This is a genomic window from Bacteroidota bacterium, from assembly GCA_013696965.1.
In the GTDB taxonomy this organism is placed as follows: domain Bacteria; phylum Bacteroidota; class Bacteroidia; order JACCXN01; family JACCXN01; genus JACCXN01.
Genome location: JACCXN010000060.1, coordinates 43,310 through 58,274 on the forward strand (window position 1 = coordinate 43,310; position 14,965 = coordinate 58,274).

General features: G+C 32.0%; 11 protein-coding genes and 2 pseudogenes. 11 read left to right on the forward strand and 2 right to left on the reverse strand.

What is annotated here, in order from left to right:
• The first annotated feature begins 261 nt into the window (after positions 1 to 261).
• Positions 262 to 1,608 (forward strand): DUF2254 domain-containing protein, encoded by a 1,347-nt coding sequence (locus H0V01_10265; GenBank protein MBA2583754.1) that lies wholly within the window; start codon positions 262 to 264, stop codon positions 1,606 to 1,608.
• 173 nt (positions 1,609 to 1,781) lie between these two features.
• Positions 1,782 to 3,872 carry an OmpA family protein gene (locus H0V01_10270; GenBank protein ID MBA2583755.1) on the forward strand — a complete coding sequence of 697 codons (2,091 nt, stop codon included), beginning with the start codon at positions 1,782 to 1,784 and terminating at the stop codon, positions 3,870 to 3,872.
• 178 nt (positions 3,873 to 4,050) lie between these two features.
• Here the strand turns inward: H0V01_10270 and H0V01_10275 are convergent, their stop codons facing one another.
• Positions 4,051 to 5,502, reverse strand: a complete 1,452-nt coding sequence (locus H0V01_10275; GenBank protein ID MBA2583756.1) for a hypothetical protein — start codon at positions 5,500 to 5,502, stop codon at positions 4,051 to 4,053.
• Between the two features lie 93 nt (positions 5,503 to 5,595).
• Between H0V01_10275 and H0V01_10280 the strand changes: the two genes are divergently transcribed.
• The 9 genes and pseudogenes from H0V01_10280 (at position 5,596) to H0V01_10320 (ending at position 14,838) form a co-directional block, all read left to right on the forward strand.
• Positions 5,596 to 6,996 (forward strand): T9SS type A sorting domain-containing protein, encoded by a 1,401-nt coding sequence (locus H0V01_10280; protein ID MBA2583757.1) that lies wholly within the window; start codon positions 5,596 to 5,598, stop codon positions 6,994 to 6,996.
• Positions 6,997 to 7,128: 132 nt separating this feature from the next.
• On the forward strand, positions 7,129 to 7,410 hold the full coding sequence (locus H0V01_10285) for an ATP-binding protein (protein MBA2583758.1): 282 nt from the start codon (positions 7,129 to 7,131) through the stop codon (positions 7,408 to 7,410).
• 653 nt (positions 7,411 to 8,063) lie between these two features.
• Positions 8,064 to 9,026 carry a hypothetical protein gene (locus tag H0V01_10290; GenBank protein ID MBA2583759.1) on the forward strand — a complete coding sequence of 321 codons (963 nt, stop codon included), beginning with the start codon at positions 8,064 to 8,066 and terminating at the stop codon, positions 9,024 to 9,026.
• 103 nt (positions 9,027 to 9,129) lie between these two features.
• Entirely contained in the window at positions 9,130 to 9,663 is a 534-nt protein-coding gene (locus H0V01_10295; GenBank protein ID MBA2583760.1) for a RusA family crossover junction endodeoxyribonuclease, read from the forward strand.
• A gap of 754 nt (positions 9,664 to 10,417) precedes the next feature.
• Positions 10,418 to 10,873, forward strand: a complete 456-nt coding sequence (locus H0V01_10300) for a hypothetical protein (protein ID MBA2583761.1) — start codon at positions 10,418 to 10,420, stop codon at positions 10,871 to 10,873.
• Complete coding sequence (locus tag H0V01_10305) at positions 10,870 to 11,685, forward strand: hypothetical protein (GenBank protein ID MBA2583762.1); 816 nt, start codon at positions 10,870 to 10,872, stop codon at positions 11,683 to 11,685. Before H0V01_10300 ends, H0V01_10305 begins: the two co-directional genes overlap by 4 nt.
• 326 nt (positions 11,686 to 12,011) lie before the next feature.
• Positions 12,012 to 13,676 (forward strand): hypothetical protein, encoded by a 1,665-nt coding sequence (locus H0V01_10310; protein MBA2583763.1) that lies wholly within the window; start codon positions 12,012 to 12,014, stop codon positions 13,674 to 13,676.
• Positions 13,677 to 13,959: 283 nt separating this feature from the next.
• The gene (locus H0V01_10315; protein ID MBA2583764.1) at positions 13,960 to 14,166 is read left to right on the forward strand and encodes a hypothetical protein; all 207 of its coding nucleotides are present in this window, start codon (positions 13,960 to 13,962) and stop codon (positions 14,164 to 14,166) included.
• 354 nt (positions 14,167 to 14,520) lie between these two features.
• Positions 14,521 to 14,838 (forward strand): annotated as a pseudogene (locus H0V01_10320) (VOC family protein).
• On the opposite strand, the pseudogene H0V01_10325 reads toward H0V01_10320, so the two are convergent.
• Positions 14,832 to 14,965, reverse strand: a pseudogene (locus H0V01_10325) (transposase). The pseudogenes H0V01_10320 and H0V01_10325 sit on opposite strands and share 7 nt — an antisense overlap.

Here is a 14,965-nt window from a genome sequence, read left to right on the forward strand (position 1 = left end):
CTGATTTAAAGGCTTTTTGTTTTCAATTTGATATTTTTTCAAACCTCTTTGGTGATTCCGCTGGGTATGAACCATTCTACGGCAAATGGGAGTAAAGACATCCAAAGGCCAGCCCTTATTGCAATTTAATTTTTAGGCTGTAATCATTATTGGATAATATGAAAACATAGGCCATTTCTTCTTATCTGTGGCATTTATGACTAGCTTAAATTTTAGTGGTAAACAAAAAAATAAATGATTAAATTTAGTTTAAAAATCCAAATGGAATTTAATCTAAAGAAAAAACTCATACAGCTATATTATAACATTATTCAAAGTTTAACCTTTGTTCCTCTAACCATCCTAATTGGATACTTTATTTTAGTCATAATTCTTATTAAATTACATGATACTGAAATAGGGCTTGAATCAGCAAGGGCATTTCCCTGGATACAAGTTAAAAGTGTTGCTTTGGCTTCAGAAATAATAACTACACTTTTAACCGGAATGATTTCCCTTACTGTTTTTAGTTTTTCTGTTGTAATGATCATCCTGTCACAAGCAGCTCAAAATTTTATTCCTAAAATCCTATATAAATTAAAGGAAGACAAGTTTATGCATATTGTACTGGGATGTTACATTGGAACAATAACTTATTATATTGTATTGCTGGTAAATTTTGGCATGGAAGGAGAGGAAACTATTGTTCCCTATATTGCATTTATTGTAGGGGTCTTACTTTCCATTATTAATATTTTTCTGTTTGTTTACTTTATTCACAGAACCTCCCTTTCTATTCACGCGCGAAGAATAACAGAAAGATTATTTAACAATACCAAAGAAAAATTGAAGGAAGAAAAAAATAAATACAAAGAAGATGAAGAAACTATAAGGTTAAATACTACAATTCAATGGAAGAATTACAATTCTAATTCATCAGGATATTTACAATCAGTAGATGATGGACTAGTGAAATTTCTTGCTAAACGAGATTTGATTTTAAAAATACACCCTGTTTTTGGTGAATACATAGTTGAAAAAATGTTGTTATTGGGATTAAACAAGGAAGTTGATAAAGAAACATTAAAAGAGATTGAATCAGGCTTGATTTTTTATAGTGAAGAAAGGGTTGAAGAAAATTCAAAATATGGATTCAGACAAATCAGCGAAATTGCAGTTAAGGCATTAAGCCCTGGAATAAATAATCCTGGTACAGCTATTTTTTGTATAGAATACCTCACTGAACTTTATGCTATTTTGATAAAACAAAACAACAGTATTTACAAACGGGATAAATCGGGATTGGTAAGAATTATAGCCAAAGATGAAAGTTTTGAAGATATCTTGTTTTTGAGTTTTAGTTCTATAAAAAATTATGGAAAAAAAGATATAATGATAATGGAAAAATTAGTAAAACTGCTTGCCAAAATATCCCCCCACGATATTGATAAAAAGCACCAGGAGTATTTAAACCATTTACTTGTTTCGGTTTTTGATTCAGTTAAGGAAAATATAAACGATAAAATTGATTTGAAAAAATTTTATCAAACCACTGAAATTATTTGCGGCAGGGATGATTATTTTAAAGAAGCGATTATGGGTTATAGTTTTACTTCACTGCTGATATAAAAAAGTAAGGCTTGGTTTATTCTGCATTTTGTATTGCTCTGACTTAACTTCTTCAATTTTGAATTCATTTTTATTTAAATAAATCAGTCCATCCTAAATTTTTTATATATTTTAGTATCCATTAATTAGGGATAATAAGTGGGAATTTTACTTTTATAAAAACACCAAGAACAATGAAGTTTAAATTTTTTTTAAGCCTGCTCTTACTTTTGTTTATTAATATTTGTTTGATTAATGGGCAGTCAGAACCAACTTTTAGTGGTGAAATAACAGGAAAAACAATTGATGCCAAAGGCAATTTATATACAACAGGATATTTTTCAGGCATTGTCAGGTTCGGGCACTTGACTTTAAGAAGTACAGGAGGGGAAGATATTTTTATCGCAAAATATGATCCATCAGGAAGGGCTTTATGGGTAAGTAAGGCAGGAGGGGATGGAAATGATGCTTCAAGAGCAATTTGTTTAGATAAGGATGGTAATACTTATATTACAGGGGAGATATCAGGAAAAACAAATTTCGGGAGGTTTGTAGTAACTTCGGGAGGAAGTGTGGGAGCTTTTGTTGCCAAATTTAACCCTTCTGGAGATTTATTATGGATACAAGTTAGCAAAAATAAAGGAAGTAGTTGGGGAAGTGCTTTACAAGTAGATGGCGAAAAAAATGTATATGCCACAGGGGCTTTTGAAAATGAGATTGCTTTTGAAAATTCCCCACTTAATAGCAATGGTAATTTAGATGGTTATTTTTTAAAGATTTCTCCCTCAGGTAAAGTGGTATGGGCAAATAAACTAGGAAATAAGGGCGAGGACAGAGCCTATTCCATTTCATATAATAATGGCAATATTTTTATTGCAGGACAAGAAGAAAACAATGGTGTAATTAATGCTTATTTGTCAAAGTATTCCTCTTCTGCTGCTTTGCAATGGTCGCTAAAAGCGGAAAGTACTTCCCCTTCTTTAGGAAAGTTAGTTGTAAGCGATGTAAATGGGAATTCGTTTTTTATCGGATCATTTTATGGTGAATTAAAAATTGGTAATAATACCTTGAAAAATTCGGGTGCTTCTGATATCTTTTTGTCAAAAATTAATTCACAAGGAAAAGTAGAGTGGGTGAAGCATTTGGCTGGGGCCGGATATGAAATAGCCCTGTCTTCTGCAATAGATAAAGACGCAAATATTTATATTACAGGATCCTATACAGACAGTATTTCTATTAATGGAAATTCTATTTATTCCAATGGAGGAGAAGATGCCTTTTATACTAAAATAAGTCCTGAAGGGAAATGCCTTTGGTTGAAGAATATTGGAAATCGAAAAAATGATGTGGGAACAAGCATCCTAACTGATAATTTTTTAAATTGCTACCTTGCAGGTAGATACACGTTGTCAGCGCATTTTGATAAACAAACATTAACAGCAAAAGCTGGAAATGCTGTTTACATGGCAAAACTTAATTCCAAGGGTAGTTTTGAATGGGTAATAAATGCATTTGAACCAGATCCAAATTTTGATTTTAATGCAAACGCTGATTATGTGGATTTATATGCAAAGCTAATGTATGGTAAAGATTCAAAAAACTCATTAATAAATCAGATAGTGAAATTGGAGGATAACAAGGGTGAGGTATTAATGGTAACGCAAACCGATGATTATGGAGATTTTTCATTTAAGAATGTTAATGCCAAAGAAAAATTCAATATCGTTTTAGAAAAAAACGTGAATTTGCCCTCTGATGCACCTCTATTTATAGCAACCCAAACAGGCGTTTTATTAAAAGAATTAAGTAGAGATAAAAACAACAACTTCTCTTATGAAATTCTTCCGGCAGAAGTGAAAATTTTAACCATTATCCCGGAGGATAATGCCGAAATAAAAATAAAAAATTTCAAAAAATCCTCAGAAAATGAAGTTTCTTTTACTGAAAACATTCTTTATGAATCAGGACAATCAGAATTAGATATGGAAGCAAAGAAAATGCTGAATAAACTTTTTGCCACTTTAAAACAAAACCCTACTTATAAACTTGAAATTTATTCCCACACCGATTCAAGAGGAGATAATGAATCCAATTTAAAATTATCTGAGAAAAGAGCTGGTCAGGTTAAGGATTATCTTGTTAAAAAAGGACTGGAAACCCAAAGAATTATTTCAAAAGGATTTGGAGAAAGTCAATTGTTAAATCGTTGTAAAGATGATGTTGATTGTTCTGAACTAGAACATCAGTATAACCGAAGAACCGAATTTAAAATTAAGAAAGTTTAAATTTTTTATAAAAAAAAACTAACCGTATTTTCTGGTATAAAGTTTTCTCCTTGAATTCGTGGATATGTTCTACTTTATGCTGTTCCGGAACATGTGCTCTACCAATACCGTTTTGCTTAATAAGTTTAAAAGATACTATTCATGTTTTTTTTTCAATGCTTTTCAATATCATTAGCTTTCAAAGCAATGTACTTTGCACCCTTTTTACTAAGTGATAATTTTTTAGGAGTTTAGAATCTTTTTTTAACTCACTCATTACAGCGTTTAACTTGTTTTGATATTGTGGTTTTTGTTGCTCTTTTATTTGACTAATATAGTATAGCGCTCTTATTACCAAATCGTTTTCTAAAATACCTACTTCTTCTTTTGTGATTTTTTTATAGCGGTTATAAGTATTAATTGCCCCCTGGTAATCTTTGGCCATTATATAAGCCATAATAAGAGCAACAAATAACCCGTCATATAATTTTTTAAATGATTTTTGCTGGTATTCGTGCAGTATTTTTTCAATTAATTTAATGGCTTTTGTTTGCTGTCCTGCGAGAATTAAAAAAAGAGCATAAATATTGCACAAATTTATGTGCTTTAAATATCCCTCCTTCTCCCAATCCACATTATTTAATAGTGAATTGCAAAGTTCCGAAGTTTCAGAAATTTTTGCAATTACCGGATCAGTTATTTTATTGAAATAATAATTGGTAAGTAAATAGCTGCCCTGTATGCTGATTGCTATAAACAAAGCAGCATTTATATTGGCATCTGTAGAGGTAGTAGTCCCCCATTTTGATATAATTTTTGAGCATGCTGCATTCACCTCTTTTTCATCCATCTCCAGGCGGGTATATTTTAATAGCATATAATCCAGGCTCAATATTTTATCTTTGTATTTTGTTATTAACAGATAAGGGTGTTTTTCTAATTCCCTTGCTGTTGATTTAATTAATTCGAGGGTTGATTTTTCATAAAATTCCTTGTGATTAAAACAACTTAGCACATTTAAATAAGATTGTTTGGCTATGAGTTGAACTGATTGGGATTTATTTGTAAAAAAAGACTTAAAATAGACAAGTTCATTTGGTTTTATTTTTTTTTGTATGGAGGAATTTATAGCATGTTTAACCAGTTCATCTTGTTTTTGAATAAGTGTAAGCAGTGTATTGTAATTAGTAACATGGTCATAAAAACAGGTTTTGGAAAAGGTTTTTGAATGCGTGGGAAAATGTTGATTTACCAAATCATGAAGTTTGACCAAAAAACCGTAATCTTCAATTTTTTCTCCAACTTCTATTACAATCTTTATTTTATTGATTACCTCCTGCCTCTTGTTTTCAAACAATAAATTGTCGATTTGCGTTAGAGAATCATAAAGAAAATTTGGAAAATGCTGGATTAAATACGCACTTAATTTAAAGGTATGATGTGCTAGTTGATTGAGCCTTTTTAAAGTATCTTCATTTTTATTACCATATATTTTGCTGGCATAAAAAAGGGAGGAATCGTCCTTGTTTTTTCTTATGGTTTTTATCAATTTAAGGGGAAGCGAATGGTTCTTGTTTTTTAAGAATTCCTCAAAAAAATCCAATTGAGCAGAAGAAGTACTGGAAACTACTTTTTGAATGATGTAATTCATTTTCCCATCTTGTTTTGATAAAAGTACGAGAATTTTTATTAACAAAAAGTTAGTTTACTTTTACCCTCAGAAAATAACAAATTCATTTTAATTATGAAAAAGATTTTACTAAAAAACCGGGCAAATAAATTTTTATTGGTTGTACTGGCAATAAATTCGATATTTTTTGCAGGCGATCTTTTTGCGCAAAATGCCATAGGTCATAAACAAATTACATTTCAGGATCCTTCAAGGGCAAACAGAAATATACAAACAGAAATATATTACCCTGCAACTGTTGCAGGAGATAATGTAGCCATGGCTGCAGGGGAATACCCCGTAATTGTTTTCGGACATGGTTTTGTAATGGCCTGGGACGCTTACCAAAACCTATGGCAGCAATTTGTGCCAAGGGGATACATCATGTTGTTTCCAAGAACAGAAGGAAATATTTTTGGCACAAACCACCAGGAATTTGGCTGGGATCTTAAATTTTTAGTTACCAGAATGCAAAGCGAAAATAATATATCAAGTTCGATTTTTTACAATCATGTGGCACAGGAAACAGCCCTTATGGGACATTCGATGGGCGGAGGAGCTGCGTTTTTAGCGGCCGATTCATTGTGCCAGAACGGGAATATTAATTTAAAAACAATTATAGGATTGGCTCCGGCAGAATCAAGTACCAATGGGGTTTCCTCAATTAAATCTGCCAAAAGCATAACTGTTCCTGCTGTTATTATGTCAGGAAGCCAGGATGGAGTAACACCGCCCATACAACACCATATACCTATGTATGACAGTTTAGCATCTGATTGTAAGACCTTCATAAATATTTTGGGTGGAGCGCACTGTTATTTTGCAAACACTAATACCAATTGCGATTTTGGGGAAGGCACCTCATCCAGCGGTATTTCCATTACTAGAGCCAATCAGCATGCGGTTACTTTTGATTTTATAAATCTTTGGCTTGATTACACATTAAAAGGAGATTGCATTGCCTTTGATGTGTTTAATGATTCTTTAAATTCATCCATTAGAATTTCAAATAACCAGGAATGTGTAATGAATCCTGTTCCCGGAATTTATCAAAACGGAAATGATCTGTTTTCTAACCAAACGGGGCTGAGCTATCAATGGTTTTTAGAAGGAAATCCCATATCCAACAGTAATTCAATATCAATTACTTTTACACAAAATGGAAATTATACAGTAGCTGTTTTTTATGCTAATGGTTGCAGTGAACTTTCAATTCCGTTCTCTGTTACTTCGGTTGGCATAAGTGAAAACGGCTTGGACAATTTCAGTGTGTATCCAAATCCATCCAAAGGTTTAATCGCAATTAAAGGAACCAGCCTAAGCGGGAAGCAAGTAACTATTTTTAATGCATCAGGACAAAACATGCAGGATTTTAGTATAGAAAATGATTTTACTTTAAATCTTTCCAATTTAAATAATGGGATCTATGTTTTGAAAATTAATGAATTTACCCAACGCATTTTATTGATTAAATAATATTGTTGTCCGGTCAAATTCAAAAAAGAATCCTCATTTCACTTTTTCATTCGGATTGACTTTCTTATCAGTATGTTAAAATGAAAAAAAATGGGTTGGTAGCCCGCTGGGAGACCAACCCAATGCTATTAAATATTCAAGCCGAAAAGGTTATTTTATCCGCTCAAAAAAGAAGGAAATTCAGTAATTATAGCTGTTAAGGACTTTGGTATTGGTATTCCACCCGATAAAATCTTCCAGGATTTCGATTGTTTTTTTAGGGTTGAGGAATCTTCTTTTCACTTTCAGGGACTTGGCATAGGCCTGCATATAGCAAAGGAAATTGTTGAAAGGCACGGTGGGACTATAATGGTTCACAGTGAGGTTGGTTCCGGTTCGGTTTTTAGTTTTTCTTTGCCAATTTTAAAGTATTGATAGCTGGTAGTATAGGTTTTAACTAAAACATTCCAAAAATAACCAAATCAATTCCCCCTTTATCAATAGCAATATTAGGCGCGATGGGCTGGGTGAAAATCTAGCGTTATGTGAAGGAGTTCATAAGCGTTGAAAAGATGCGAAAATACCCTTAGCCGGGCTTGTTTTCACCCGTTTTTTGCTTACTTTTAAAAAAATAAGAATACATTTAAAAAAACAACATTCAATAAATTACACACAAAAAGAAATTGGAAAAAACAAGTTGATTATTTGAAAAGAACTATGTTTGTTAAGATATATACAAGTTAACCAATAGCCTAGCGGTGCGTGCAGCAAAATCTTCCCAAATAAATTTCAACAATCTTTGCCCATTCTTTGTGATTTTTTAAATTTTCCCTCCCCTTTTTTTTAATTTTTTAATGCCATTGCACACAAGTGCCACATTTGTTTTTTCCTTCCCACAAAGGCAGACACACTTAAAAAACAAAAGAGGCGCTTTTCCCCGCGCAGATTTCTGCATTTTTTATTCCGTTTTGCCCCTAACTTTTATTAGTTAGAGTAAATATTATATTATGTTTGTGTAATAATATTTTTTATTTCAATTTATGTTGTAAATATTAAAATTTAATATTAGTTGATTTAACATTATTCTTATGAAATATAATATTGAAATAATATATTCTAAGTTTCTGCCCTCAAGGTTTGAAGATGATGATGACTTAACAAAAGCAAGTGATGATTTTAAATACTTTCCAATTGAAATACCAGTCAATGTCGATAATTATGGTCAAATTTATATTAACCTAAATTATTATCTAAAAGCAGATTTTAAATTTCCATTAATTACGAAAGAGTGTAAGTGTTTTAACAAAAACAATCATTTATATTTAAAATATTCCTTTATTATAGAAACAGAATTGAATGAACATGATTTCTCAAACCTTATTTGGTTAATAGCAAAAAAAGTTTCAGAATTTTCAATAGCCCTTCAGATTGCTTTGCCTGGCTTTGTACACTTTTCAAAAGGCTATGTTTTTTCTAATGGAAAATTTCTTTTTAAAAAGGATCCTTTGTTTTCAATTTGTCAAGAAATGCTTCCAGTAATTTCTGAAATCGGCTGGCCTAAATTAACGTCTATTGAGCCTTTAATTGTATGGCGATGGATTGAAAAGAATTTTAATGGTCTTGATAATTTCAGTACAAATAATACACAGCGTGCAGTTTTTGCTTTCACAAATGTATTTGATAAAATCACTTCACATTTCCATATCGATTTAATATGGATAATGATTGCATTGGAGTCATTGTATACTAGAAACAATGTAGGAGTCAAAGAACAATTAATGGAGAAAATACCATTACTTCTTGGTGAGACAAAAGAATTTAAAAGTATTATTAACAAATTATATTCTTTTCGTTCTAATTTTTTACATGGAAATACTGATATTCCAAGTAAATTTAACTTTAACGAAGAGCATGATGAAAATATAAAATTCATGTTTAAATATTTTGATACAACTGCAATTTCTACAGCAATTTTGATTGCTACATTTCAATATATGGTTCTTAATAATAAAGAAGAATTAGTATTTAAGTTTAGTTTAGTGAAAAAATAATTAACTTTTGGCTGAAAGACATATTTAATTCCAATGGCCTTTTTTCTCATTTGAATTAAATAATTCGCTATGTTTACTCGGAATTATAATTGAAAATTATATAATGGGTAAAAAAGTTATAATTAAAAGAAATCCAGACTTCGAATGGTGCATGGTTGAATTAGGGCAATTAATTGTTCCAACTAAGCAAGAAAAATATAAACCTCTTATTGGTTATGAAGGAATAATGAAGGACACAGATAACATAGATGTTATATTAAAAGAGCTTTATGTAAGAAACCCTGATAAGGAAATTGTAAAAAGATTTGAAGAAAAATTTAGACAAAGTATTTCAAAAGATCTTGAAAAAAAATTCCCAATTAAAAAGCCAGAAACTGTAGAAATTATTTTAAATATTTACGTTGAAAAAAAACGATATTTTGATGTAGATGTTGATAATTTAGCTAAAACAATTCTAGATTGTTTTAGTGGAATATTAATTGAAGATGATAGCCAAGTAATTAGTTTGCTAGTTCAAAAAAGAATTGGCCAATTCAATATGTCAGGTATCTCTATTGGCTTAAGAAAGATTGATGATTTTAACAAAAGTTTGTTCGAAGACATAAAGCTATATTATTATGAAGAATTTGAAGATTAATTTATAATATTCTTATCAAATTATTAAGTCTTTAGTTAATTAAAAAAAGCTGCTATAAAGTCTTGAGCAGGAAATCAGCCCGCAGTCAAAAGCACATTTTCAATTCACACCAAACCCTTCGCTCAAACCAAAAATTGCAAATAAGCTTTCGCCTTTCCCTCCAAGAAAAAAATTAAAAAACCTACCCGCAAAAAAATTTAAAAAAACACCCAATCACACTAAGCTTTCAAAGTTCAGCACTCGAAGTTATTACTCATTTATGACAGACATTTCTAGAGCAACTTTTTACTCTCCATTAACAGAAGGCCATCGGTTAACATTGCATATCCGCAAGTGGCGGTCTTGGTGCTCTATTGCAAAGCCTTTAATTTCTATTAACTTTGCTGCTCGCGGTTTTTGGTTCGGTGCAATAATCGCCACCTGCGTATATGCAAATAACGTTATGCGGCAGCCTTTTCGAGCCGCTAGTCACAGAATGGATTGGTGGCCTTTCTTGCCTTTTTCATTTAGCAACTTCTCTGCAAACTTTCAACACCTGGAGATGCCATCGCTTCGTGCTATATCCTTTTTACCCCCGCGCAAAAAAAACAAAATTGCCATCGCAGAATAGCACTTTTGCTTTTTCCACTCACACTGGCTTACACACAGATCAAAATCAAAAAAGCTATTTTCCTACGCAAGTTCCTGCATTTGATTATGAAAAGTCAGTAAATTAAGAAATACTATATTTATGAAATTTTTAAGATTTCTGTTAGTGAAAAACATACTAATCATACTGATACTTCTGACAATTGGCTGTAATCAAACAGAAACTCCTTTTGAAACAGATAACATTCAATTTTGTAATGACTCATTGGTTGCAGAATATTTTTACCCAAATGACAATGAACCTACATATGACAAGAAAGCCATAAAAAGGCATTTTCTTCAAAACTATGAAACTCAAGAAAATCTGAAGAGTGAAAATGGATATTTAACAATTTCATTTATTGTAAACTGCAAAGGACATTTAGGAAAATATACTGTTGAACAAATGGGACTGGATTTTAAACCTTATGAATTTAATTTTGAAATTACTCGCCAACTTTTAGAACTAACCAAACAATTGGATAAGTGGGCAGTGTTCACTTCAGAAGGAATCGAATATGACCACCACAGATACTTGACATTTAAGATTGAAAATGGAGAAATAACAGAAATTACACCATGAAAGCCAACCTCTTAGTACTTGTAATTTTTGTTGTCGGTTGTAAACCACATGACAGAGAAGATCCTTTCTCTAAGCTTACCTTGAAAGAGCGAATTGAGCTTTCGAAAAGCTATTATGAAGAAGCCTCTCATTATGGACAAGGTGGAAAAAAGTATTTCGTTTATTTAGATAGTGCAATATTAGCTAATCCTGAAAATGGAATCGCATATAAAGAAAAATCTGTTTGGTATTTTAAGACTGGACAGCATTTAAAGGGAATGGAGCTGCTTAACAAAGCAGTAGAATTGGATTCCCTTGAATTAGGCTACAGAGGTTGGCTTAAACTTTATTGGTTACGAGACTTTACTGGTGCAATTGAAGATTTAACTGCATACGATAACTTGACTTCAACTACTGATTATCCAATGGGTGATAATTTGTATTTTACAAGGGGCTTAGCAAAAAAGCAATTAGGCGACTTTGAAAATGCACTTAATGACTTTAATAAATGCATTGAAATAGATGGAGCCAGGGGAGAAAATTTAATAAATCATTATGTTTTTCTTTACAAAGGAATAACCCTTTTTCAAATGAATAGAACAGAAGAAGCTTTGTTCAGTTTTAATAAAGTTTTGGAATCCTATGCCAAATGCCCAGAAGCTCTTTATTATAAAGGTATGGTATTAGAATATTTAGGACAGAAACTGGAGGCCAGAGAGAATTTTTTAGAATCATACAAATATGGACAAAGTGATTATCTACAAAGGGATCCATATATTGAATTATTTGACCAACTTTATCTTTCAGACATCGAAGAAAAACTTAGAGATTGAATAGATGAAATGCCGCATTCCACCCACGATTCCACCACATTTCCAATTCACACTGACTCCCCTCAAAAGCCAAAAATTGTAAATAAGGTTCCACCTTTCCCACAAGAAGAATTTTGTTTTTTTCTCCCCTCATAAAAAGGATATAACACCCTCACACACCGCCCAACTGTTGCTATCCATTGACGTTGTGCTGTTCGCAACTAATCGTGACTTCCTAGACATTGGGTAATGCCATCGCATAACATAAAGCTAAAAATAGTAACTTTGAGTCATTATAAATTTATCCATTTGTTGCGTTAGACCCTTGAATTCACCAAATTGACCATATGAGAACATTAGTATCGATCTTTTTTTTTCTAACTTTTTCGGTTTCGGCATATTCAGAAACAACACTTCAGGAATCCAAAAAAATTGCGACTTTTTGTAAATTATGGGGCTTTCTTAAATACTATCACCCAACAGTTGCAAAAGGAAAAATTGAATGGGACAAAGAATTTACTGACCGAATTAAAGTAGTTAACTCCTTAAAATCAAAACAAGAAATTAATAGTTATTATTCGGAATGGATTAATAGTTTAGGCAAAGTAAAGTATTGCAAAAAGTGTAAAAACGACATTCCTGACAGTCTAAAGTTTAATCTTGATTTAGCTTGGTTAAGCGATTCAAGCATATTTACAAATACTTTAATTAATCAACTACAATTTATTCACCAAAACAGAAATCGAAGGAAGAACTACTACGTTCAACAATACGCGTTTGTTGGAAATACAAAATATATGAACGAAAAACCTTACAATGACTCCATTTTTCCTTCAGCTGAATTACGTTTACTAGGACTTTCACGTTATTGGAATATTATCAATTATTTTTTTCCATATAAGTACAGAATTGGTCAAAACTGGGATAGTGTTCTTGTTGACATGGTTCCAAAGTTCAAAGATTCCCATGATACCATTTCCTTTCATTTAGCAATGCTCGAGTTGATAGCAAATATAAATGACAGTCACGCTGGTTTTGTAACTAAATATACAAACCAATACTTTGGCTTTAAATGGCCACCATTCAAATGTAAAATCATTGACAACAAAGCAATAGTCATAGGTTTTTATAATGATTCACTATGCAAAAAAAATGACATCTTGTTTGGCGATGTGTTTTTAAAAGTAGGCAATTTGACTATTGAAGATATTATCAAGGAAAAGTCAAAATATATTGGAGCATCAAATGAAGCTACAAAACTTCGTAATAGTTACTATGCTATTTTTAATGGGAAGTCAGATTCCGTTAATGCGACCTTGGAAAGGAATGGAGTTATTGTAGAAAAAACAATATACAGGTACCACTTCAAAGATTTTAAATATAAATGGACCGATGACAATAAAAAAGACACTTGCGAAATTTTGGATGGAAATATCGGGTATATAAACTTAGGACTTCTGCAAACAAAGCAAACTCAGAGGTATTTGAACAAACTAAAGGATACTAAGGCAATAATTTTTGATGTAAGAAATTATCCGAACGGAACGATGTATCGTATTGCTAATTTCATAAATGCAGACAAAAGACCATTTGCCAAATTCACGAATCCGGACATTTCATACCCTGGAGTTTATCATTACACTAAACCATATTATTGCGGTAGGAAGAATAAGACACCGTACAGAGGTAAAGTAATTTTACTATTCAATGAAGAATCACAAAGCCACGCTGAATTTACTTTAATGGCCTTACAAACAGCTCCGAATGTAATAAGCATCGGAAGTCAGACAGCGGGCGCGGACGGAAACGTATCACTTATTACCCTTCCCGGAAATTACAAAACTTATATGACTGGTATCGGGGTGTATTATCCAGACGGCAGGGAAACTCAAAGAATTGGAATAGTACCAGACATTGAAGTAAAACCGACAATAGAAGGGCTTAAATTAGGCAAGGACGAGGTGTTAGAAAAAGCCATTGAAATAATCAATGAGAAAAAAAACGGCTTATAACACTGCATACCCTCCAGTGGGGTGCTTGGTGCATTTTGAAAAGTCATTGCTTACTATTACCTTTCGGACATATCAATAATTCCGGGGATTGGACAACTTCTGACCCAGATATTAGAGAAAAGTATCAAAATGAAGAAATTGAGTAACTTAATCAATTTGGACTTAGAGCAGAAAAATTAGACTTAAAAGATTATTTTGATAAAGAACTTCTATTGAAAAATAAACTTGAAGAGTTAAGTGGTATTTGGGTGAGTGGTGAAATACTTTTGTATTAAGACAAGCAATGAAGTTGAGCGGAATTGACATTATTTTTAATGAATTAAAGAATCGCAAAGGATTTTTATATGGAGGTTATTGTGCTGGAATTTGTGTGCTTTGCGATTCCTTAAAATACATCAAATTTGTGGACAATCCTTATGACTTTCCTTATAATAATTTGAAAGAAGTAATTTGGAAAGGGTTAAATGTATTTAAAAAAATGGATGTTTAAGGCTTAAGGGATGGAGAAGTAATTAAAATTGAGGATGAATAAAAAACTTCCCTCAACATTGATAGCCACAAGTGGCGGGCTTGGTACTATTTAAAAAGTCATTGCTTTCTATTGCCTTAGGAGCTTGGCTGACAGGAGCGGGTGCAATAAACGTCACAAGCGGCTATGCAAAACAGGACAAATACTACAAATTAACCATTAAAATACAATAAAATGAAAAAGACAATATTATTAGTCGCTGGACTTCTGACTTCATTTGGACTTGGTTTTTACATCAATGGCAATATCAAAAAACAACCAGAAACCATCATCGAGAAATCAAACATAAATACAAACAAAGAAAAAGAAAACAATATGAAATTAGGAGCATTTTCAGTAAGCCTCAGTGTCAAGGACATTAATGCTTCTAAACAATTTTATGAAAATCTTGGCTTTACCGTTTTTGCAGGTGGTATGGAAAAAAATTATCTCATAATGAAAAATGAGAATTCACTAATCGGACTGTTTCAGGGAATGTTTGAAGGTATAATCTTAACTTTCAATCCGGGTTGGGACGAAAACGCCCAAAATATTGAAAAGTACGAAGACGTTAGAGAAATACAAAAACAGTTAAAAAATAAAAACATTAAGTTGACAGCAGAAGCAGACGAAAACACCTCCGGACCAGCAAGCATATTTGCTAATCTGAACAAGAAAAAACTTACATTTCTAACTCCTCTAAAAGCAGACCTAAAAGCTTTTATTTTTGCATTGAAAGATTCTGCCGATGCATTGGTGCTACGATTATTAAAGTAATTTA

Excerpts from the sequence above, each read along its gene's own strand:
- H0V01_10290 (MBA2583759.1), top strand. The coding sequence starts at position 8,064 with ATGAAATATAATATTGAAATAATATATTCTAAGTTTCTGCCCTCAAGG.
- H0V01_10295 (MBA2583760.1), top strand. The coding sequence starts at position 9,130 with ATGGGTAAAAAAGTTATAATTAAAAGAAATCCAGACTTCGAATGGTGC.
- H0V01_10280 (MBA2583757.1), top strand. The coding sequence starts at position 5,596 with ATGAAAAAGATTTTACTAAAAAACCGGGCAAATAAATTTTTATTGGTT.
- H0V01_10270 (MBA2583755.1), top strand. The coding sequence starts at position 1,782 with ATGAAGTTTAAATTTTTTTTAAGCCTGCTCTTACTTTTGTTTATTAAT.
- H0V01_10310 (MBA2583763.1), top strand. The coding sequence starts at position 12,012 with ATGAGAACATTAGTATCGATCTTTTTTTTTCTAACTTTTTCGGTTTCG.
- H0V01_10305 (MBA2583762.1), top strand. The coding sequence starts at position 10,870 with ATGAAAGCCAACCTCTTAGTACTTGTAATTTTTGTTGTCGGTTGTAAA.
- H0V01_10275 (MBA2583756.1), bottom strand. The coding sequence starts at position 5,502 with ATGAATTACATCATTCAAAAAGTAGTTTCCAGTACTTCTTCTGCTCAA.
- H0V01_10265 (MBA2583754.1), top strand. The coding sequence starts at position 262 with ATGGAATTTAATCTAAAGAAAAAACTCATACAGCTATATTATAACATT.
- H0V01_10315 (MBA2583764.1), top strand. The coding sequence starts at position 13,960 with ATGAAGTTGAGCGGAATTGACATTATTTTTAATGAATTAAAGAATCGC.